This window comes from Streptomyces sp. NBC_00045 (assembly GCF_045041095.1).
Taxonomy (GTDB): Bacteria; Actinomycetota; Actinomycetes; order Streptomycetales; family Streptomycetaceae; genus Streptomyces.
Window position 1 is genome coordinate 1,352,259 of sequence record NZ_CP108271.1, and the last position, 21,135, is coordinate 1,373,393.

The window sequence follows — 21,135 nt, forward strand, 5'->3', positions numbered from 1 at the left end:
GCACCCGCGCCGAAATCACCGCGGGCCGATCAGAGCTCCGGCGATCGCCTGGCCGGTCGGCGCCGCCGTCAGGTAGGGCCGTACGTCGTGCGCCCGGGCCCCGTTGTGGATCGGCACGTCGCGTACCCGCTCCCCGAACCGGGGTCCGAGCTCCTTGGTCAGCGCGACGACGTCGCCCCGGTCAGCGACATTGGTCCAATGCCGCACGGGCGCGGGCCAGCGGCCCCGCCCCCGGGCGGGCTCGGGCCGGAGCCGGTCGAAGATCAGGTTCCGCACCCCGAGCGGGGATCCCAGGGTCACCAGTGACACGTCCGGCCGGTCCGGGCTCGCGCACAGGGTCTCGTACGCGACGACCGAACCGAGGGAGTGCGCGACGACCACCTCGGTCCGGTCCGTGACGGCCGCGGCGAGGCGCCCCTGAATCTCGCCACGCAGCGCGGGCTCGGTGAAGTACCGCCGGACCTGGCGGGCGGCGCCGATCATCAGGCGTTCGCCGATCCCGGCGAAGAAGGCGGAGTGGCTGAGCGCGTCCAGAGCCCGCTGGACAAGGTGCGGGGTCCGCAGCCGGGTGCGGTCGCCCGGGCCGGAGACCCGGGTCTCCAGAGTGGCGGCGTACTCCCACCACCGGAGCAGGAGTTCGCGCTCGATCCCGTCCTCGACGTCGCCCGCGTCGAGGTCCGGGGCACCGAGGCCGCGGTGGGCGGTGGGTCGGAACAGGTCTCCGTAGAAGGCCATCGCGACCTCCTCGCGGGGGACGCCCGGGTGCCCGGCCAGGCTGAGGCCGTCGGAAAGCGCGGGATACCACTCGGCGAGCAGGGTCTCGGGGCCCAGGACCTCCTGGGCGATGCCGTGGACGAGGACGATGCGGCTCACGGGCGGACCTCCGTCAGGCTGAGGGCGACGACGCCCATGTCGGTGGCGACGCAGACGCGTCCGGCGTGGTCAACGGTGAACCCGTTGATGCCGCTGCCGATGTGGATCTCCGTCGTCCAGCTGCCGGGGCGGGCCAAGTCCCAGACCCGCATCAGACCGTGCTGGTCGGCGGCGATGAGCGTGGCGACGCCCCGGACGTCGATGACGCGGATGGCGCCGACCACGGCGGAGAACGGCGGCAGCTCCGTGCGCAGCCGCCAGCCGCCCTGGTAGGTGTGGACGCGCAGGCTGCCGTCGCCCGATCCGGTGACGACGAGGTCCTCGCCCGCCGCCCGGGCCAGTTCGAGTCCGGTGGCACCGAGCTCGTGTCCGCCGAGCGGCTCGGCGAGCGGGCGGCCCGTCTCCAGGTCCCAGAGCCGGACGGTGCCGTCGTAGGAGCTGCTGGCGACGGTATGCGTCCCGCCCACGAGACCGGTGCGCAGCCCGGTGATGACGGAGGTGTGGCCGGTCATGGGGACGCCGAGCGGCGACTGGGTCTCCAGGTCCCAGGCGTGCAGGGCGAAGTCGCCGGAGACCGAGACCACGATCCGGCGGTCGCCCAGTGCGTACGTCGCGGCCCGCAGCGAGGTACCGGGCCGCTTCACCAGCCGGCGGCGCGGCTCCAGGGTCCACACGTCCGTGTACATCCAGCTGCTCCGTACCACCACGGTGTTCCCGCCCGGGCGGTCCGCCGTGACATGGCTGAGGGCCAGCGTGTCGAACGTGAACTGCGGCGCCACCTGCCGGCCGTCCGCCAAGTCATGGACGCGGACGGCGCCGTCGAGCCCTCCCGTCACGACCAGATCGCGACCGTGCTCACCGGCGACGATGTCGGCGGAGACCAGGGTCTGTTCCACTCCGCACAGCGGCTCTCCGATCGGGTGCAGGGCGGCGAGGTCCCAGACCCGCACGTCCAAGGAACCGGCGGTGATGACGACGGGCAGCCCGCCCGAATGGCCGAAGACCGGAGGGGTGTCGGCGCCGAGCGGGCCCCGCGAGCAGAACACCTCCAGGGGTGGTCCGAACGGGGCCCCCGTCTCCACGTTCCAGATCCGCACCGCGTTGTCGAGGCCGCTGGTGGCGAGGACGGACTCTCCCCCCATCTGCCCGAGGGTGCCCGCCATCACGAATCCGGTGTGACCGCGGAAGGGTCCCGCCAGCAGCTTCCCGTCGGCCACGTCGTGGACGTGCACGTTGTTCCCCGCGAGCGAGGCCAGGACGACGGCGCGCGAGTGGTGGAAGCCCACTCCCACGATCCGGGCGGACAGGGTCAGGTCCATGACTTCGAAGTGGGCCGCTCTCCGGGCGGCGGGGGCGGCTCCGTCAGCTGTGAGCTGCCACAGGTAGGCGTGGCCCAGGGAGGTGGACAGCACGATCTCCATCCCGCGCCCCGCGCGGCGCACGGCCAGGCGCCGGATACCGCCCACGTGACCGGCCAGCGGGACGCCGACGGGCGTACCGGAGGCGGCGTCCCAGACCCGGGCCGTGCCGTCCTCGCTGCCGCTGACCACGACGGACCTGCCGTCCAGCTCGCCGAAGGCGAGACAGCGCACCGCGTTGGTGTGCCCGGCCAACACCAGGTCCCCGCCGGGACCGCGCAGCGGGTCCCACAGGCGGACGGTGGTGTCGGAACCGCCCGTGGCCACCCTCGGTCGGACGTGGACCATCTCGCAAGCCACCGCCGTGACCTGCCCCGTGTGGCCCTCCATCGGGGCGCCGAGCTGATCACGGGTGTGCAGGTCCCAGACGCGGGCCGTGCCGTCCTCGCTCCCGGTGACGGCCAACGGGCGGCCGGGCCCGGCGCAGAAGGCGATGGCGGAGACGGGCTGGGTGTGGCCTTCCGGTGGCTGGTCCGCCGTCAGGTCCCAAATCCGGGCCGTCCGGTCGTCGCCGACCGTCACCGCGAACGCGGCCTCGCCGTGATGGGCGAGCGCCGCAGCCCTGATGTCTTCCACATGGCCGCGCAGCTGATGGGCGAGGGGTTGCAGGGTACGCAGGTCCCACAGGCGGGCGCTGCGGGTGCCGCTGGTCAACGCCACGGGCCTGCCCCGGAGTCCGCCGACCGAAGCGGAGAACACCCCGCTGCGGGTGATGTGGACGTGCGCCATCACCGGCTCGCCGATCTGGCGGCGCTCGGCGAGGTCCCAGCGGCTGAGCATGCCCGCCTCGTCGCCGACCAGCGCCACGGTCCGGCCGTCGAGCTCCGTCGCGCACACCGCCGTGACCGCCATCGCCGGGCCGATCAGCGGGCTGCCGTCGAGGCGGGCGTCACCGCCGTCGAGGATCCCGGAGAGGTCCCAGACGTGGACGGCCTTGTCCTCGCCACCGGTGACGGCGATGGGCCGGCCGTCGAGCTCGCCCAGGTCCGCCGCGCGCACGGAGCGGCGGTGGGCGCTGAGATCACGCCCGAGCTGGCGGCGCTCGACCAGGTCCCACACCCGGGCGGTGCCGTCCGCGCTGGCGGTCAGCACCACTGGGTGACCGCGCACCGCACCGACCACGATGGACTCGACGCGGTTGGTGTGGCCCGTGAGCGGCGCACCGTACTCCTGGCCGGCGGAAAGGTCCCAGATCCTGACGACCCCGTCGTCTCCTCCCGTCAGCGCCACGGTGTAGTCGCCCAGTTCACCGATGGCGATGGCGCTCACAGCGATGCCGACCGGCAGCGGATCGCCGATCTGACGCTGCGCCTGGAGGTCCCAGACGCGGGCCGTGCGGTCCATGCTGCCGGTGACGGCGATGGGGCGGCCGTCAAGGAGGCCGACCGCCACGCAGGCCACCGTACGTGCGTGCCCGGCCAGCAGCCGGTGGACCCCGCTCGTCGACCACCAGGCCCAGCGTGCCGACCAGGGCCGGATGACGGCGAGTTCCTCCACCCTGTCGGCGAGCCGGTCCGCCCCGCAGCGCCGGGCCGACAACTGGAGGTCGGCGGCGCGTTCGCCGAGCGGGCGGTCGGCGGTGAGCCGGTGGGCGACCTGTTCGTAGGCGCCCCGGACCCGGCGGGCCCCCTCGCCCTCGATGGCGGCGAACGCCCGCAGGAGCGACAGCGGTTCGCAGGCCAGCAGGAAGCCGGGGTCCTCGACCAGCTCGGCGAGCCGGCCCGCCTCCGCCGCGTGCGTGGCCAAGTGCTGGCGCACGTACGCCACAGCGGCGAACCAGTCCGGGTGTCCCTCGGCCGCTCCGGGAACCAGCGACCGCAACGCGTCCACCACCGACTGCTGGATCTCGGCGGGCGGCCGGTCGGCCGTGGCGCGCAAGTGCTCGGCCAGGGCCTTGTGGTAGAGCCGGTACACCGAGCGCCGGTCGTCGTCCACGACTTCCGCGATGTACGCCTCCGCGACGTCGAGCAGCCAGCTGACGTCCTGCTCCTCGCAGGGCACGCCGGAGATCACCGAGCTCAGTGCGGTCCACACCCGACCTCGCGGCAGCCCCTTGCCCTCCGAGAAGGCCAGCGCCAGCAGCATCCGCCGGACCCGGGGCTCGTCGGGGCCGAAGCGGGCCAGGTAGTCGTCGAAGGCTTCGCCGACCTCGCTGGGCAGTGCCTCGGCCCAGCCCGGCTTCGTGATGTCGACCGCGGTCTCGTCGGAGCGCAGCGTACGGGCCGTGGTGCGGGCGTACAGGTACACCCCGGCGGCCTTGTCGGCCACACCGCGCGCCACCGCCCGGGCCAGTTCGGGACGACCGCGGTAGGGGGTGCGTACGTCGGCCTCCTCGGCGGCGAGCAGGACCCGGGCCACATACCCGGTGACGTCCTCGCGCCCGGCCCGGTACTCCTCGCGGTCCAGGTCCATGCAGACGAAGGTGGGACCGAGCGGGGTGACGAGCTCGTGCCGGGTACCGACGAGCAGGCGCACACCCTGGATCTCCGACATGGGGCGCAGCAACTCACGGGTGATCCGGCGGGGCTCACCGTGGCCCCCGGCGTCCGCGGCGGTGTCCGAGCCGGCCTCGTCCACGGCGTCGACGACGATGATCAACGGCGGCCCCTGGCGACCGCGCCGGGTGAGCTCCTGGAGCAGGGCGGCCGCGCCGTCGGCCTCGGTGCCGAGCGCGGCGGCGATCCGGTCCACCACCTCTTCGAGCCGTTTGTGACGGGCGTGTACGGCGGCGGTGACACAGCGCTCGGGGACGACGGTACGCGGATCCCCGCCCGTGAGGTCCAGCCGGGCCCGGTACGCCGGGTCGGAAAGGGCCACGATCCGGCCGAGGACCGCGGACTTGCCGCATCCCGGGCTGCCGGTGACGACCCGTCCCCGCCCGTCGCCGTCGGAGGCCGTCAGCCAGCCCACCAGCTCGGACAGCACGGTCACGCGGCCGCTGAAGTAGAGGCCCTGCTCGGACTCGAACTCCACGCCGCGCGAGCGGGGGCCGAAGTGCTCGCTGAGGTCGCGGGCGACGACGCGACGCTGGACCTCCAGGTCGGTACCGAGCGGCGGTAACTCTTCGCGGTAGCCGACGTTGGCGAGGAAGGGCGCGAGACCCGTGACCAGGCCACTGGCCAGTTCTGCCCGCTGCCCGCGGCCTTCGGCTTCGAAGCGTTCGTTTACTGCCTTCACGAGCTCGGTCAGGTCAAGGTATTGCTGACGCTGTCCGGTGCGTTCGGTCGTAGTGTCGATCGCCGTTCCTAGCGCAGCCACGAAGGCGCCATCGTCGGCGACGTCCTTGCGGCGGGCCGAGGCCAGGAACCAGAGGCCGGCGGAGGTGTCGGCGGCCGCGCCCCGGTACACGATGGTCTGCAGAGCGACGGCGGAGGCGTCCGCGCTGCCCGCGCCCGCAGAACAGGTGTCGAGGATCAGCAGCAGGTGGCGCAGGCCGCCCTTGCAGAGGGTGCGGACGAGGTCCTCGGTGGCCAGGGCAGTGGCAGCGAGGTTGGCGTCCTGCGAGTCCCAGCAGAGCAGGTAGTGCCGGTCGCGCTCTTCCACGGCGCCGTGTCCGGCGAAGTAGACCACCACGACGTCCTCGCCCGTGAGCGCGGTGTCGGCGGACCAGTGGCGGAGCTTCTGGCGCAGCTGCTCAGCGCCGTCGTACTCACCGAGTCCGACGAGGACCGGGACGTAGCCGAAGGACCCGAAGAGCGCTGACACCTCACGGATGTCGGAGGGGACGGAGGCGAGCTGCTCTTCGGGGGGAAGGTGCAGGTACCTGCCGCTGCCCATGCCGATGAAGAATCGTCGCCCCACCCAGCCGCCCCCGCCGCTCGCCGCGCTCGCCCCTGACGTCCTCCGACCTTAGCGAGCACTCCGCCCTCGCGCAGGACCATCGGGCGGGCGGGAAGATCTCACCGGGCAAACAAGTTGGTAGAACCGTGAACGAAATGGTGCGGGGTACGGAGGCCGTCGACGTGGTGGTCGTCGGCGCTGGTCAGGCGGGCTTGTCCAGTGCGTACCACTTGGCGCGGGCGGGGATCGAGCACGTGGTGCTCGACCACGCGCCGCGTCCCGGCGGCGCATGGCAGTTCCGCTGGCCCTCGCTGACGTACGGCAAGGTGCACGGGATGCACGCGCTGCCGGGCATGGAGCTCACGGACGCCGACCCGCTGCGGCCGTCCTCTGCGGTGATCGGCGAGTACTTCGGCGCCTACGAGGACCGGTTCGGGATGCGCGTACGCCGACCGGTGGACGTCACCGCCGTACGGGACGGCGGCGACGGGCGGCTTCGGGTGGAGTCCTCGGCCGGGACCTGGTCCGCGCGGGCCTTGATCAACGCGACCGGGACCTGGGACCGGCCGTTCTGGCCCCGCTACCCGGGCCAGGAGACCTTCCGGGGCCGCCAGTTGCACACCGCGAACTACCCGGGTCCGCAGGAGTTCGCCGGGGCGCGGGTGATCGTCGTGGGCGGCGGCACCTCGGCGGTGCAGCACCTACTGGAGATGGCCGAGGAGGCGGCGGAGACCACCTGGGTGACGCGTCGGCCCCCGGTGTTCCGCGACGGGAGCTTCGGCGAGGCCGAGGGCCGGGCCGCGGTGGCCCTGGTCGACGAGCGGGTGCGCCGGGGCCTGCCCCCGCAGAGCGTGGTCAGCGTGACCGGGCTCCCGCTGAACGAGGCCGTCCGGGCCGGGCTGGCCTCGGGAGTGCTGGACCGGCGGCCCGCGTTCGACCGGATCACGGCGACGGGCGTCGCCTGGGCGGACGGGCGGCAGGTGGAAGCCGATGTGATCCTGTGGGCCACCGGATTCCGGGCCGCCATCGACCACCTGGCCCCGCTGCACCTGCGCGAACCCGGCGGCGGCATCCGGGTCGAGGGCACCCGGGCGGTCCGGGACGAGCGGATCCACCTGGTCGGATACGGCCCGTCGGCATCGACGATCGGCGCCAACCGCGCGGGCGGAGCCGCCGCCCGCGGGATCCGCCGCCTGCTCGGCCGTGGCACCGGCGGCTCCGCCAGCGCCGACGGCGGCCGCGACCGGGCCGCCACCCGCTACGTCTAGCCGGCGCGGGGGCCCGCCTGGGCGCGCGCGGCATGGCCACCGGCCCCTGCGCCTGGACTGGCACCTGAACTGGCACCGGCAGCGGCCCGGATGCGGTTGAACTCCGCGACGTGCTTCTTGTGCTCCTCGTACGTCGCCGAGAAACGGGTGTCCCCACGCTTCACGGTGACGAAGAACAGCCAATCACCGGGCGTCGGCGCGACGGCAGCGGCGATGGCCTCCAGGCCGGGGCTGTCGATCGGCGTCGGCGGGAGCCCTTGGCGTTCATAGGTGTTGAAGGGGCTGTCGATCCGGGTCTCGCTGAGCTTGGTGTCCACCGTGCTGCGGTTCAGCGCGTAGTTGATGGTGGAGTCCATCTGGAGGGGCATCGACCGCGCCAGCCGGTTGTGCACCACCCGGGCGACCTTGCCCTGGTCGGCTCGGGATTCGGCTTCCGCCTCGATGATGCTGGCGAGCGTGGCCGTCTGGTAGGGGGTCATCCCGTGCGCCTTGGCACCGTCGGCGACGGTCTTGGTCGCGAGCTTCCGATTGGCCGTCTGCACCATGTACGCGAGCACGGTGGAGGGCGTGGACTTCGATGTCACCGGGTACGTCGCCGGGAACAGGAAGCCCTCTGGGTTGCCCTTCGCCTCCGCGGGAAGGGCCAGACCGGCCGTGGGGACGGCCGCCTTGGTGGAACCTGCCGGGAGCTTCAGCTCGCGGTCGATCGCCGCGTACACCTGCGGCGCCCGCCAGCCCTCGGGAATGGTCAACTGGCGCGGCTTCTCGGGAGCTTCCGCGCTCCGCAGCAGCGGAAGCAGTGCGGCCGCACCGATGGCGAGCAGCATGCCGAGGAAGAGCGCCAGACGGCCCCGGCGGGTGAGCCGGGAACGACGCCGTGGCGGCCGGTACTCATGACGCATGCAGGCACGCTAACCCGCGAAGCGGGATATTCCCGACATCACCCCCGCGCGTCCGTCACATGATCACACCTTTACCGGCGCCGGCTGCGCGGTCCCCTCGGCCGGCCCGTCGGCCTTGGCCACCGATATCTCGCGGACGACCCGGGTCGTGGCTACCTCCGGCGGGAGTGCGGCTTCCCGGTCCCGGCGGACCAGGGCCGCGTACCGGCCGTCCGCCTCCAGCAGTTCCTCATGCGTACCGCGCTCGGCGATCCGCCCCTTGTCCAGGACGACGATCTGGTCGGCATCGCGGACGGTGGAGAGCCGGTGCGCGATGGTGATCGTGGTGCGGCCTTGGGACAGGTTGTCGATGGCCCGCTGCACGGCATGCTCGGTGCGGGTGTCGAGGGCACTGGTGGCCTCGTCGAGGATCAGCACCGGCGGGTCGCGCAGGATGGTGCGGGCAATGGCGAGGCGCTGCTTCTCGCCTCCGGAGAAGCGGTAGCCGCGCTCCCCGACCAGGGTGTCGTATCCGTCGGGCAGGGACTCGATGTGCTCGTGGATCTGGGCAGCCCGGGCCGCTTCGGCGATCTCCTCGTCGGTGGCGTCCGGCTTCGCGAAGCGGAGGTTGTCCGCGACCGAGGCGTGGAAGAGGTAGGTCTCCTGGGACACCACGCCTATGGAGCGGGCCAACGAGTCGAAGTCGAGGTCGCGCACGTCCACCCCGTCAAGGGCGACCCGGCCGCCGGTCACGTCGTAGAGCCGAGGCACGAGGTAGCTCAGGGTGCTCTTGCCGGAGCCGGTCGGGCCGACCACGGCGAGCGACCCGCCGGCCGGGACGGTGATGTCGATGCCCTCCAGCGTGGGCCCGTGCTTGGCGTCGTACGCGAAGTGCACGTCCTCCAGGCGGACCTCGCCCTTGGCCCGGTCCAGGCGCACCGCGTCCTCGCGCTCGGTGATGTCCACCGGCAGGTCGAGGTACTCGAAGATCCGGCCGAACAAGGCGAGCGAGGTCTGGATCTGCACTCCGGTCGACAGCAGACTCACGGCGGGCCGGAACAGGCCCTGCTGGAGCGTGACGAAGGCGACGAGGGTGCCGACCGAGAGCGAGGGGGCGCCCGACTGGAGCGCCATGCCGGCGGCCCAGTAGATGAGCGCGGGCATGGCGGCCATGACGATGCCTATGGTGGACATGCGCCAGCGCCCGGCCATGCTGGAGCGCACCTCAAGGCCGACGAGCCTCTCGGACTCGTCGGAGAAGGACCGGGTCAGCGAGTCGGCGCGGCCCATGGTGCGACCGAGCAGGATACCGCTCACCGACAGCGATTCGGTGACCGTCGCGGCCATGGCGGCCATCTGCTTCTGCCGTTGCAGGGTGATCTTCTTGCGCTCGCGGCCGACCCGCCGGCTGATCCACACGAACAGCGGCAGCAGGAGCAGCGAGACGAGGGTGAGCCGCCAGTCGAGTGCCAGCATCGCGACGATCGAGGCGATCACTGCCGTCAGGTTGGAGACGAGAGAGGTCGCGGTGGAAGTGACGGTCGCCTGCATGCCGCCGATGTCGTTGGCTATGCGGGACTGCACCTCGCCGGTCCGGGTGCGGGTGAAGAAGGCCAGCGGCATCCGCTGGAGCTGGGCGTACACGGCGGTGCGCAGGTCGTGCATGACGCGCTGGCCGACGGTGGTGGAGATCAGGGTCTGGAGCACGCCGAAGACGCTGGTGACGACGGCGGTCAGGATCATTCCGAACGCCAGCAGGGTGAGCAGCCCGGTACGCCCCTGCGGGATGGCGACGTCCAGGATCGCCTTCAGCAGGAACGGCGAAGCCACCGCGACGAGCGACGAGGCGCAGACGAGCAGTCCGACGACGGCGAGGCGGCCCCGGTAGGGGCGGAACAGACCCACGATCCGGCGCAGCTCACGCGGCTGCTCGTCGGGCGCGGGGCGGTTGGGGTCGAGTGCTTCTTTCGATGGGGTCCATTTCGGCTCTTCGGGGCGCATGGGCCTCCTTCTGGCGAGACCTGACAAGACTCGAATGAGCATAGCTCATTGTTACCTATGCTCACAATGAATCTGGTCCTGGTACTGTTCCCCAGTATGAGGACCGCTTCCGAAACCGACAGCACGGACGGCGTGCTCGCCGAGCAGCTGCTGCGGCTGACCCGTCGGCTCCACCGGATCCAGAAGCGCCATCTGGAACCGCTCGGCATCACCCCCGCCCAGAGCCGGCTCCTGCGCCTCGTCTCGCACTACGACGGCGAGCAGCCGCCCCGGATGGCGGACCTCGCCGCCCGCCTGGAAGTCGTGCCCCGGGCCGTGACCACGCTGGTGGACGGCCTGGAAGCCGCTGAGTGCGTGCGCCGCGCGCCCGACCCGGCGAACCGGCGCGTCATACGGATCGAGCTCACGGACACGGGCCGCGCCACGCTGCGCCGGCTGCGCAACGCGCGAACCGACGCGGCAGAGGAGATCCTGGCTCCGTTGACCGCCGAGCAGCGTGACGTGCTCGGCGGCCTGCTGAACGCTCTGACCGACGCCCCGGCGGAGCGCCGCTGCTGAGTACGCCGCCCCGGATCGGGAGAGGTTCCTCGGACTAGGCCGAACGAGTAGGCGAGGGGTCGCGCATGCCGCTGCTGGAACCGAGGCCCCGTGCCCTGCGCCCCCGCGGCATCGGCGGCCCCGCCCACGACCGGGTCCCCGAGCACCTCGCCGCCGGGACCCCGGAACCCCTGCGCACCGAACTGACGGAGCTGCTGGGCGCCGAGAAGGTGCTGTGGAAGGTCTCCCACCTGGTCCGCTACGCCTCCGACGCCTCGCCGTACCGGTTCGTACCGCAGGTGGTGGTGATCGCCGAGGACATCGACGACGTCTCCGCGGTCCTCTCGTACGCCCACGGCCGCGGGCGCGAGGTCGTCTTCCGCGCCGCCGGGACCTCGTTGAACGGCCAGGCCCAGGGCGAGGACGTCCTGGTCGACGTACGCCGCCACTGGGCGGGCATCGAAGTCCTGGAGGAGGGCCGCCGCGCCCGGATCCGGCCCGGCACCACCGTGGCGCGGGCCAACGCCGCTCTCGCCCGGCACGGCCGCGTCCTCGGCCCCGACCCGGCGAGCGCCGTCGCCTGCACCCTCGGCGGAGTCGTCGCCAACAACGCCTCCGGCATGACGGCGGGGACCACGAGGAACTCGTACCGCACGCTGTCCTCCCTCACCTTCGTGCTGCCCGGCGGCACCGTCGTGGACACCGCCGATCCATTGGCGGACGAGGAGCTCGCGCGTGCCGAACCCGCGCTGTGCCGCGGGCTGATGGAGATCAAGCGGGAGATCGAGGACGACCCGGAACTCGTCGCCCGGATCCGGGCCAAGTACGAGATCAAGAACACCACCGGGTACCGCCTCGACGCGTACCTGGACGGCACCACCCCCGTCGAGATCCTGCGCGGTCTGATGGTCGGCTCGGAGGGCACGCTCGGGTTCATCGCCGAGGTCGTCTTCGACACGGTGGCGCTGGACCGCAAGCTCAGCAGTGCGCTGCTCTTCTTCCCCTCGCTGCCCGCCGCGGCGGCCGCCGTACCGCTCTTCAACGAGGCGGGCGCCCTCGCCGTGGAGGTGATGGACGGCAACACCCTGCGCGCCTCGGTCAGCGTCGAGGGCGTGCCCGCCGACTGGGCCGGGCTCCCCAAGGACACCACCGCCCTGCTGGTGGAGTTCCGTGCCCCGGACGAAGCGGGCCGCACGGTGTACGAACGGCGCGCGGCCGAGGTCCTCGCCGGGCTGGAGCTGGTGGCTCCGGTGGCCTCCGTCACCAACACCTTCACCCGCGACGCGCGGACGATCAACGGATACTGGAAGGCCCGCAAGGCGTTCGTCGCCGCCGTCGGCGGTGCCCGCGCCTGCGGCACCACCCTGATCACCGAGGATTTCGCGGTGCCGCCCTCCCGGCTGGCGGAGGCCTGCGAGGCGCTCCTCGCACTCCAAGCCGAGCACGGCTTCGACGCGGCCGTCGCCGGTCACGCGGCCCACGGCAATCTGCACTTCCTGCTCGCCTTCGACGCCGCGAAGCCCGCCGACGTCGAGCGGTACGGGGCCTTCATGGACGCCTTCTGCCGGCTGACGGTGGAGCGGTTCGACGGCTCGCTGAAGGCCGAGCACTCCACCGGCCGCAACATGGCGCCCTTCCTCGAACTGGAGTGGGGGCCCCGGGCCACCGAGCTGATGTGGAGGACGAAGCAGGTCGTCGATCCGGACGGGCTGCTCGCACCGCGCATCCTCCTCGACCGCGACCCGGCGGCCCACCTGCGCGGGCTGAAGACGATTCCGAAGGTGGAGGCGGAGGTCGACCCGTGCATCGAGTGCGGCTTCTGCGAACCGACGTGCCCGAGCGGGGACCTGACGACCACACCCCGCCAACGGATCGTGCTGCGCCGGGAAATGATGCGCCAGCAGCCGGGCTCCCACGTGCTGGACGGGCTGCTCGACGCATACGGCCACGACGCCGTGGACACCTGCGCGGGCGACTCCACCTGCAAGCTGGCCTGCCCCGTCGGAATCGACACGGGTGCACTGATGCGGGACTTCCGCCACCGGCGGCACGGCCCCCGCGAGGAGCGGGCCGCCGCACTCGCCGCGCAGCGGTTCAAGACCGTGGAGGGCGCCGCCCGGCTGGCCGTGGCCGCCGCCGACAAGATTACGAACCGGGTCGGGGACCGGGTCCTGGAGGCGGTCACCGGGCTCGCCCGGAAGGTCGTACGGCGCGACCTGGTTCCGCAGTGGCTGCCGCAGATCCCCGGCGCAGCCGCCCGGAGCCTGCCCCGGACGGGGCGGGTGGGCGCGGCGGCCGTGTACTACCCGGCGTGCGTGAACCGGATCTTCGGCGGGCCCGGGGGGCGGCCCGGCCCCTCCCTGCCCGAGGCGGTGGTGGCGGTCTCGGAGCGGGCCGGGAAGCCGGTGTGGATCCCCGACGACGTCGCGGGTACCTGCTGCGCGACGATCTGGCACTCCAAGGGCTACGACGCCGGGACCCGGCTGATGGCCAACCGGATCGTGGAGGCCGCCTGGGGGTGGACCGCCGGCGGGCGGCTGCCGCTGGTGGTCGACGCCTCCTCGTGCGCGCTGGGCGTCGCACACGAGGTCGTCCCGTACCTGACGGACGACAACCGGGCCCTGCACGCGGAGCTGACGGTCGTCGACTCGGTCGTGTGGGCGGCGGACGAGCTGCTCCCGCACCTGGAGGTCCGGCGCACGGTGGGCTCGGCCGTGCTCCACCCGACCTGCTCGATGCACCACTTGGGCGACGAGCCGCAGCTGCGGGCGGTGGCCGAGGCCTGTGCGGCGGAGGTGGTGGTTCCGGACGATGTGGGCTGCTGCGCCTTCGCCGGCGACCGGGGCATGCTGCATCCGGAGCTGACGGCCTCGGCGACGGAGCGCGAGGCGGCGGAGGTGACCTCGCGCGCGTTCGACGTGCATCTGTCGGCGAACCGGATGTGCGAGGTGGGCATGGACCGGGCCACCGGCCGCAGTTACCACTCGGCTCTGCTGGAACTGGAGTGGGCGACTCGTCCTTGACCTGGCGGTGCGCGGCCAGACACACCGCACACTCCACTGCGTAGGGCCTTGGCCAACGCAAAATCGATTGCCCGGGGCCGGTCCGGAAGGCGAACCTTGCACGGTTTGGACCACTCGACCAGTCATGGGGCGTCATGCAGATCAGCGATCTTCCGTATCCGGATCCCGGGGTACCCGACGCCCGCTCCGGCCCGCGCTTCCTGGTGTGGCTGGGACGTGGCCAACTCGGCGGACAGGTCAGGAGCCTGTGCTGGGGGCTGGTGCACTTCTGCGGCATCGCCGGGCTGCCGTACGTGGTGGGCCTGGGCGTCGACGCGGTCATACAGCGCGACGGCACCCGCCTGCTGCTGGTCGGCGCGCTCCTGGCACTGATCGGCGTCGCCATCTCCGTCGGCGACGCGATGCTCCACCGGACGGCCGTCACCAACTGGATCACCGCCGCCGCGCGAGTCCAGCAACTACTCGCCCGCAAGACCGCCGAGCTGGGCTCCGCCCTGACCCGGCGGGTCGCGGCGGGCGAAGTGGTCGCGGTCTCCACCGGTGACGTGGAGAAGATCGGCTGGTTCGTCGAGGCGGTCTCCCGTTTCCTCGCCGCCGCCTTCGCCGTCGTCGTCATCTGTGTCGGCCTGCTCTTCTACGCGCCCTCGATCGGTGTGGTCGTCGCGATCGGCGTCCCCGTGCTCGCCCTGTCCGTGCTGCCGCTGCTGCCGCGCGCCACCCAACGCGCCGACATCCAGCGCGAGAAGGCCGGCAAGGCCACCGAACTGGCCTCCGATACCGTGGCCGGCCTGCGGGTACTGCGCGGCATCGGCGGCGAGGAGCTGTTCCTGGGCCGCTACCGCGAGGCCTCTCAGGAGGTCCGCAAGGCGGCCGTGCGCAGCGCCCGGATGTGGGCGCTGATCTCCGCGATCCAGGTGCTGCTCCCGGGCGCCCTGCTGATCACCGTCGTCTGGTACGGCTCCGTGCTCGTGCTGGACGGCCGGCTGGCGGTCGGTGAACTCGTCGCCGCCTTCAGCGCGGTGGCCACGATGCTCTATCCGCTCCGGCACTTCGAGGAGATCGCGATGGCGTACTCCTTCTCCCGGCCCTCCGCCCAGCGGGCCGCTCGGGTGCTGTCGCTGACGCGTACGGACGCGCCCGAGCCGAAGGCGCCCGCCACCCCGGCGGCGCAGGCCCCGGCCCCGGGCGGGGACCTGTACGACCCCGCGACCGGGCTGCTGGCCCCGGCGGGCCGGTTCACCGCCGTGGTGTGCGGGGATCCGGACCTGGCGGGCCGGCTCGCCGAACGCCTCGGCGGCCACCCGGCGGACGACGGGTCCGCCGCCGACCGGGTTTCGGTGCTGCTGGGCGGGGTCGCTCTGGATGATCTCGCGCTGGACACCGCGCGCACGCTGGTCCTCGTCCAGGACAAGGACCCGGTGCTGCTGTCCGGCACCCTGCGCGAGCTGTTCGCCGTACCGGCGTCCGGAGCCGTCGAGCCCGGGGCGGCGCTGGCCGCCGCCCAGTGCGGGGACGTCCTGGACGCGCTGCTGCAGTCGGCGCCGGACGGGGTGGACGACCCGATGGACGCGCGGATCACCGAACGCGGCCGGTCCCTGTCCGGCGGGCAGCGCCAGCGGCTCGCCCTGGCGCGGTCCCTGGCCACCGACCCGGAGGTGCTGGTGCTGGACGAGCCGACCTCGGCGGTCGACTCGCACACCGAGGCGCGGATCGCGGACGGGATCGCAGCGCTGCGGGCCGGGCGGACAACGGTGGTGCTGGCCTCCTCGCCGCTGCTCCTGGACCGGGCCGACCGGGTGGTCCTGATCCACGACGGCACGGTCGCCGCGACCGGTACGCACCGCGAACTGATGCACGGCGAACCGCTCTACCGGGCGGTGGTCACGCGCGAGACCGACGAGGAGCAGCGGGTGGCCCGCATCGAACTGACCCGGCTGGAAGAAACCCAGCTGGAAAAGACACTGACAGAGATCGAGGAATCGGCATGATCGGCGTGGCGCCGCCGCAATACGATCCGGCGGCCCCCGAATCGGCCGCCACCCTGCCCGTGGGCTCGACGGCGACCGTACGGGGCTATGTGCGCGGCCTGTTCCGGCGGCACCGGCCGGCCTTCGTGCTGCTGGTGACGGTCAACGCGGTCGCGGTGACCGCCTCCATGGTCGGCCCGTACCTGCTGGGCCGTGTCGTGGACCAGCTGGCCGCGGGGGCGCGCGAGCTCCATCTGGGTCGCGTGGCCCTGCTGTTCGCGCTGGCCCTCGTGGTCCAGACGTTCTTCGTCCGGCTGGTCCGGCTGCGAGGAGCGATGCTCGGCGAGGAGATGCTGGCCGATCTCCGCGAGGACTTCCTGGTGCGGGCCGTGGGCCTGCCGCCGGGCGTGCTGGAACGGGCCGGCACCGGTGACCTGCTGTCCCGGATCACCACCGACATCGACCGGCTGGCCAACGCCATGCGGGAAGCCGTTCCGCAGCTGGCGATCGGCGTGGTCTGGGTGGGGCTGCTCTTCGGCGCGCTCGCCGTGACCGCGCCACCGTTGGCCCTGGCCGCGCTGGTCGCGCTGCCGGTGCTGGTGATCGGCTGCCGCTGGTACTTCCGGCGGGCGCCGTCGGCCTACCGCTCGGAGGCGGCCGGGTACGCGGCGGTCTCGGCCGCGCTCACCGAGACGGTGGACGCCGGCCGCACGGTCGAGGCGCACCGGCTCGGGCCGGGCAGGATCGCCCTGTCGGAGCGGCGGATCAAGGAGTGGACCGCGTGGGAGCGGTACACGTTGTTCCTGCGGACGGTCCTGTTCCCCGTCGTCAACGTCACGTACGTGACGATCCTCGGCTCCGTGCTGATGATCGGCGGCTACTGCGTGCTCCAGGGGTGGATCTCGGTGGGGCAGATGACCACGGGTGCACTGCTGGCGCAGATGATGGTCGATCCGATCGGCCTGATCCTGCGCTGGTACGACGAGCTCCAGGTCGCCCAGGTGTCCCTGGCCCGCCTGGTGGGCGTGCGGGAGATCGAGCCGGACGCGGGAGACGCGGGTGTCTCCCCGGCGGGGCGGGACGTCCGGGCCGACGAGGTCCGCTTCGGCTACCGCGAGGGTGTGGACGTGCTGCACCAGGTGTCCATGTCCGTGCCGCCGGGCACGCGGATGGCGCTCGTCGGCCCTTCCGGGGCGGGCAAGTCCACGCTGGGCCGGTTGCTGGCGGGCATCTACGCGCCGCGGACGGGCGAGGTGACCCTGGGCGGGGCGCAGCTGTCGCGGATGCCCGCGGAGCGGGTGCGCGAGCAGGTGGCGCTGGTCAACCAGGAGCACCACGTGTTCGTGGGCTCGCTGCGGGACAACCTTCGGCTGGCGCGTACCGGGGCGGGTGACGCGGAGCTGTGGGAGGCGCTGGGCGCGGTGGACGCGGACGGCTGGGCCAGGGCTCTGGAGAGCGGTCTGGACACCGAGGTGGGCTCGGGTGCGACGGCGCTGACCCCGGCGCAGGCGCAGCAGATCGCGCTGGCCCGGCTGGTGCTGGCGGACCCGCACACGCTGGTGCTGGACGAGGCCACCTCGCTGCTGGACCCGCGGGCCGCACGGCATTTGGAGCGCTCGCTGGCCCGGGTGCTGGACGGCCGTACGGTCATCGCGATCGCCCACCGGCTGCACACCGCGCACGACGCGGATGTGATCGCGGTGGTCGAGGGCGGCCGGATCAGCGAACTGGGCTCGCACGACGAGCTGGTCGCGGCGGACGGCGCGTACGCGGCGCTGTGGCGCTCCTGGCACGGCTGACCCGGCCCCCGCACCGGTCGTCGTACGAGGCCCCGGTCCCCGCTGCTGCGGGGGACGGGGCCTCCGTCGTGCTGGACGCGCTAGATAAAGCCGAGGGCGGAGGCTCCGCCTATGCCGCCGAGCAGCATGAACACGGGCATGAGGACCTTGAGCTCGACCCAGCTGCCGGCCCGGAAGCGCATTCCCTTGGGCGGGCCGATGGGGTACCAGCGCTTTCCGGCGATCGGCAGGGGCCACAGGACGGGGCAGCCGGAGACGGTCAGTGCGTCGCCGATGTCGTGGACCAGGGCGCCGAGCAGGATCGGCAGGCCGAGCCAGAGGTACTCCTGGCCGGGTTCCGTGAACAGCCAGCCGGCGCCGTTGCCGGGCTGGTCGAGGACTCCGGCCAGGATCCAGGCGCTGGTGGCGCCGAGGAGCCAGACGAGGACGTCGCTGGACATCCGGGCGGCCCGCCACAGCAGGCCTTCGACGGCCAGGACCAGGTGGACGAAGAGCAGGACGAGTACGCCCCAGCGGTCGGTGGTGACCGCGAGCGCGGAGGAGCCTGCGCCGATCAGGACGGCCCACAGCCAGGTGTGCGTCAGGGTGCGGTGGCCGCCGGTGCGGCGGGCGTCCTTCGGGGCACGGGTGGCCTTGTAGACGGCGTACGAGATCTTGTCGACCACCTCGCACAGGCCCCGGGAGAGCGGGCCGAAGGCGCGCGAGATCGTCGCCGACTTGTGGTCCAGGTCGGGGGCGAGGGCTGCGCCGGCGCAGATGAGCGCGCCGACGACGAGGACCGGCCAGGGCATCGGGTGTCCGGCGGCCGCGGCCGCCGCTCCCACCCCCAGCCAGGCTGCCGCCCCGGACAGTGAGTGCGCCGGACCCATCATGGTCGTTCCCCGCCCCAGTCGTGTGGTGGTCGGGCCCCGTTGACGGTTTCGTTCGGGCCCGGTCAACGGCACAGCGTACCGTCGGTGATCTTCGATGCGTCCGCCGGTTCCCTCTTCCGGCAGGAAGCCAGGCAAGATGGGGGGTGTGACCCTCATTGATCAGCTCCCGCCGAACGCCGACCCCGACGCCCTCTTCGAGGCTTTCTCCTCGTGGGCCGAGGATCAGGGCATCACCCTGTACCCGGCTCAGGAGGAGGCGCTGATCGAGGTCGTCTCCGGGGCGAACGTGATCTTGTCCACCCCGACCGGCTCCGGCAAGAGCCTCGTCGCGACGGGCGCGCACTTCACCGCCCTCGCCCAGGACAAGGTGACCTTCTACACCGCGCCGATCAAGGCGCTGGTGTCGGAGAAGTTCTTCGACCTGTGCAAGCTCTTCGGCACCGAGAACGTCGGCATGCTGACCGGCGACGCCTCCGTGAACGCCGATGCCCCGGTGATCTGCTGCACCGCCGAGGTGCTGGCCTCCATCGCCTTGCGCGACGGCAAGTACGCCGACATCGGCCAGGTCGTCATGGACGAGTTCCACTTCTACGCGGAACCGGACCGGGGCTGGGCCTGGCAGATCCCCCTGCTGGAGCTGCCGCAGGCGCAGTTCGTCCTGATGTCGGCGACCCTCGGCGACGTGAAGCGGTTCGAGGAGGACCTGACCCGCCGGACCGGCCGCCCGACCTCGGTGGTCCGCTCCGCGACGCGGCCCGTCCCGCTGTCGTACGAGTACGTCACGACGCCGATCACCGACACGATCACCGAGCTGCTGGAGACCCGGCAGGCCCCGGTGTACATCGTGCACTTCACTCAGGCCCAGGCCGTCGAGCGGGCACAGTCGCTGATGAGCATCAACATGTGCACCCGCGAGGAGAAGGACAAGATCGCCGACCTGATCGGCAACTTCCGCTTCACCACCAAGTTCGGCCAGAACCTCTCCCGCTACGTCCGGCACGGCATCGGTGTCCACCACGCCGGCATGCTGCCCAAGTACCGGCGGCTGGTCGAGAAGCTGGCCCAGGCCGGCCTGTTGAAGGTGATCTGCGGTACCGACACCCTCGGTGTCGGCGTCAACGTCCCCATCCGGACGGTGCTGTTCACCGCGCTCACCAAGTACGACGGCAGCCGGGTCCGCACCCTGCGCGCCCGCGAGTTCCACCAGATCGCCGGCCGCGCGGGCCGGGCCGGCTTCGACACGGCGGGTTACGTGGTCGCCCAGGCGCCCGAGCACGTGATCGAGAACGAGAAGGCCCTCGCGAAGGCCGGCGACGACCCGAAGAAGCGCCGCAAGGTGGTGCGCAAGAAGGCCCCCGAGGGCTTCGTCGCCTGGTCGGACACCACCTTCGAGAAGCTCATCGCCGCCGACCCGGAGCCGCTCACCTCGCGGTTCAAGGTCACCAACATCATGCTGCTGTCGGTCATCGCCCGACCGGGCGATGCGTTCCAGGCGATGCGCCACCTCCTTGAGGACAACCACGAGCCGCGCAAGGCCCAGCTGCGGCACATCCGCCGGGCCATCGCGATCTACCGCTCGCTGCTGGACGGAGGGGTGGTCGAGAAGCTCGACGCCCCGGACGCGGAGGGCCGCACCATCCGGCTCACCGTCGACCTCCAGCAGGACTTCGCGCTCAACCAGCCGCTGTCCACCTTCGCGCTGGCCTCCTTCGACCTGCTGGACCCGGAGTCCCCCTCCTACGCGCTGGACATGGTCTCCGTCGTGGAGTCCACGCTGGACGACCCGCGCCAGATCCTGGCCGCCCAGCAGAACAAGGAACGCGGCATCGCCGTGGGCGCGATGAAGGCCGACGGGGTCGAGTACGAGGAGCGGATGGAGCGCCTCCAGGACGTCACCTATCCCAAGCCGCTCGAAGAGCTCCTCTTCCACGCCTACGACGTGTACAGCAAGAGCCACCCGTGGGTCCGCGACCACCCGGTCTCCCCCAAGTCGATCATCCGCGACATGTACGAACGCGCGATGACCTTCACCGAGTTCACCTCCTTCTACGAGCTCGCCCGCACCGAGGGCATCGTGCTGCGCTATCTGGCGAGCGCGTACAAGGCGCTGGACCACACGATCCCCGACGACCTCAAGTCCGAGGACCTCCAGGACCTCATCGCCTGGCTGGGCGAGCTCGTCCGCCAGGTCGACTCCAGCCTGCTCGACGAGTGGGAGCAGCTGGCGAACCCGGAGGTGGAGACGGCGGAGCAGGCCCAGGAGAAGGCCGACCAGGTCAAGCCGGTCACGGCGAACGCCCGCGCCTTCCGCGTCCTGGTCCGCAACGCCATGTTCCGTCGGGTGGAGCTCGCCGCGCTGGACCACGTCGACCAGCTGGGCGAGCTGGACGGCGAGTCCGGCTGGGACGCCGACGCCTGGGGCGAAGCCATGGACGCGTACTGGGACGAGTACGACGACCTGGGCACCGGCCCCGACGCGCGCGGCCCGAAGCTGCTCCAGATCGAGGAGGACCCGGCGCACGGCCTGTGGCGCGTCCGCCAGACCTTCGCGGACCCCAACGGGGACCATGGCTGGGGCATCAGCGCCGAGGTCGACCTCGCCGCCTCCGACGAGGAGGGCCGTGCGATCATCCGGCTGACCTCGGTCGGTGAGCCCGGCGTGCTCTGACCTCCCCCGGACGCCGTCCGGGGGGATCCCCGACCTGCAAGCGACCGG

Annotated in this window: 11 protein-coding genes; 6 read left to right on the forward strand and 5 right to left on the reverse strand. The window is 72.2% G+C overall.

The window, feature by feature from the left end; all coding sequences use genetic code 11:
• Positions 1–15 precede the first annotated feature (15 nt).
• Positions 16–873: a hypothetical protein gene (locus OHA65_RS06415; protein WP_327282141.1), complete on the reverse strand. Its 858-nt coding sequence runs from the start codon at positions 871–873 to the stop codon at positions 16–18.
• Positions 870–6,068, reverse strand: coding sequence for a caspase family protein (locus OHA65_RS06420; RefSeq protein ID WP_405761503.1), 5,199 nt, complete (start codon positions 6,066–6,068; stop codon positions 870–872). The genes OHA65_RS06415 and OHA65_RS06420 overlap by 4 nt, the downstream gene beginning before the upstream one ends.
• A 158-nt stretch (positions 6,069–6,226) precedes the next feature.
• Between OHA65_RS06420 and OHA65_RS06425 the strand changes: the two genes are divergently transcribed.
• Complete coding sequence (locus OHA65_RS06425; protein ID WP_405763378.1) at positions 6,227–7,339, forward strand: FAD-dependent oxidoreductase; 1,113 nt, start codon at positions 6,227–6,229, stop codon at positions 7,337–7,339.
• Here the strand turns inward: OHA65_RS06425 and mltG are convergent.
• Positions 7,336–8,241, reverse strand: coding sequence for an endolytic transglycosylase MltG (gene mltG / locus OHA65_RS06430; RefSeq protein ID WP_327282143.1), 906 nt, complete (start codon positions 8,239–8,241; stop codon positions 7,336–7,338). The two genes, OHA65_RS06425 and mltG, sit on opposite strands and share 4 nt — an antisense overlap.
• 63 nt (positions 8,242–8,304) lie before the next feature.
• On the reverse strand, positions 8,305–10,221 hold the full coding sequence (locus tag OHA65_RS06435; RefSeq protein ID WP_327282144.1) for an ABC transporter ATP-binding protein: 1,917 nt from the start codon (positions 10,219–10,221) through the stop codon (positions 8,305–8,307).
• A 96-nt stretch (positions 10,222–10,317) separates the two neighbouring features.
• Between OHA65_RS06435 and OHA65_RS06440 the strand changes: the two genes are divergently transcribed.
• The 4 genes from OHA65_RS06440 (at position 10,318) to OHA65_RS06455 (ending at position 17,547) form a co-directional block, all read left to right on the forward strand.
• Positions 10,318–10,779 carry a MarR family transcriptional regulator gene (locus tag OHA65_RS06440; protein WP_327282145.1) on the forward strand — a complete coding sequence of 154 codons (462 nt, stop codon included), beginning with the start codon at positions 10,318–10,320 and terminating at the stop codon, positions 10,777–10,779.
• A gap of 65 nt (positions 10,780–10,844) precedes the next feature.
• Complete coding sequence (locus OHA65_RS06445) at positions 10,845–13,781, forward strand: FAD-binding and (Fe-S)-binding domain-containing protein (RefSeq protein ID WP_405761508.1); 2,937 nt, start codon at positions 10,845–10,847, stop codon at positions 13,779–13,781.
• A 134-nt stretch (positions 13,782–13,915) separates the two neighbouring features.
• Complete coding sequence (locus OHA65_RS06450) at positions 13,916–15,769, forward strand: ABC transporter ATP-binding protein (protein ID WP_327282147.1); 1,854 nt, start codon at positions 13,916–13,918, stop codon at positions 15,767–15,769.
• Positions 15,766–17,547 (forward strand): ABC transporter ATP-binding protein, encoded by a 1,782-nt coding sequence (locus OHA65_RS06455; protein WP_405761511.1) that lies wholly within the window; start codon positions 15,766–15,768, stop codon positions 17,545–17,547. Before OHA65_RS06450 ends, OHA65_RS06455 begins: the two co-directional genes overlap by 4 nt.
• Positions 17,548–17,627: 80 nt before the next feature.
• On the opposite strand, the gene OHA65_RS06460 is transcribed toward OHA65_RS06455, so the two are convergent.
• Entirely contained in the window at positions 17,628–18,419 is a 792-nt protein-coding gene (locus OHA65_RS06460) for a metal-dependent hydrolase (RefSeq protein WP_327282149.1), read from the reverse strand.
• Positions 18,420–18,564: 145 nt separating this feature from the next.
• Between OHA65_RS06460 and OHA65_RS06465 the strand changes: the two genes are divergently transcribed.
• Positions 18,565–21,087 carry a DEAD/DEAH box helicase gene (locus OHA65_RS06465; protein ID WP_405761513.1) on the forward strand — a complete coding sequence of 841 codons (2,523 nt, stop codon included), beginning with the start codon at positions 18,565–18,567 and terminating at the stop codon, positions 21,085–21,087.
• Positions 21,088–21,135: the final 48 nt, after the last annotated feature.

Excerpts from the sequence above, each read along its gene's own strand:
- OHA65_RS06435 (WP_327282144.1), bottom strand. The coding sequence starts at position 10,221 with ATGCGCCCCGAAGAGCCGAAATGGACCCCATCGAAAGAAGCACTCGAC.
- mltG (WP_327282143.1), bottom strand. The coding sequence starts at position 8,241 with ATGCGTCATGAGTACCGGCCGCCACGGCGTCGTTCCCGGCTCACCCGC.
- OHA65_RS06455 (WP_405761511.1), top strand. The coding sequence starts at position 15,766 with ATGATCGGCGTGGCGCCGCCGCAATACGATCCGGCGGCCCCCGAATCG.
- OHA65_RS06450 (WP_327282147.1), top strand. The coding sequence starts at position 13,916 with ATGCAGATCAGCGATCTTCCGTATCCGGATCCCGGGGTACCCGACGCC.
- OHA65_RS06440 (WP_327282145.1), top strand. The coding sequence starts at position 10,318 with ATGAGGACCGCTTCCGAAACCGACAGCACGGACGGCGTGCTCGCCGAG.
- OHA65_RS06425 (WP_405763378.1), top strand. The coding sequence starts at position 6,227 with ATGGTGCGGGGTACGGAGGCCGTCGACGTGGTGGTCGTCGGCGCTGGT.
- OHA65_RS06420 (WP_405761503.1), bottom strand. The coding sequence starts at position 6,068 with ATGGGCAGCGGCAGGTACCTGCACCTTCCCCCCGAAGAGCAGCTCGCC.
- OHA65_RS06460 (WP_327282149.1), bottom strand. The coding sequence starts at position 18,419 with ATGATGGGTCCGGCGCACTCACTGTCCGGGGCGGCAGCCTGGCTGGGG.
- OHA65_RS06445 (WP_405761508.1), top strand. The coding sequence starts at position 10,845 with ATGCCGCTGCTGGAACCGAGGCCCCGTGCCCTGCGCCCCCGCGGCATC.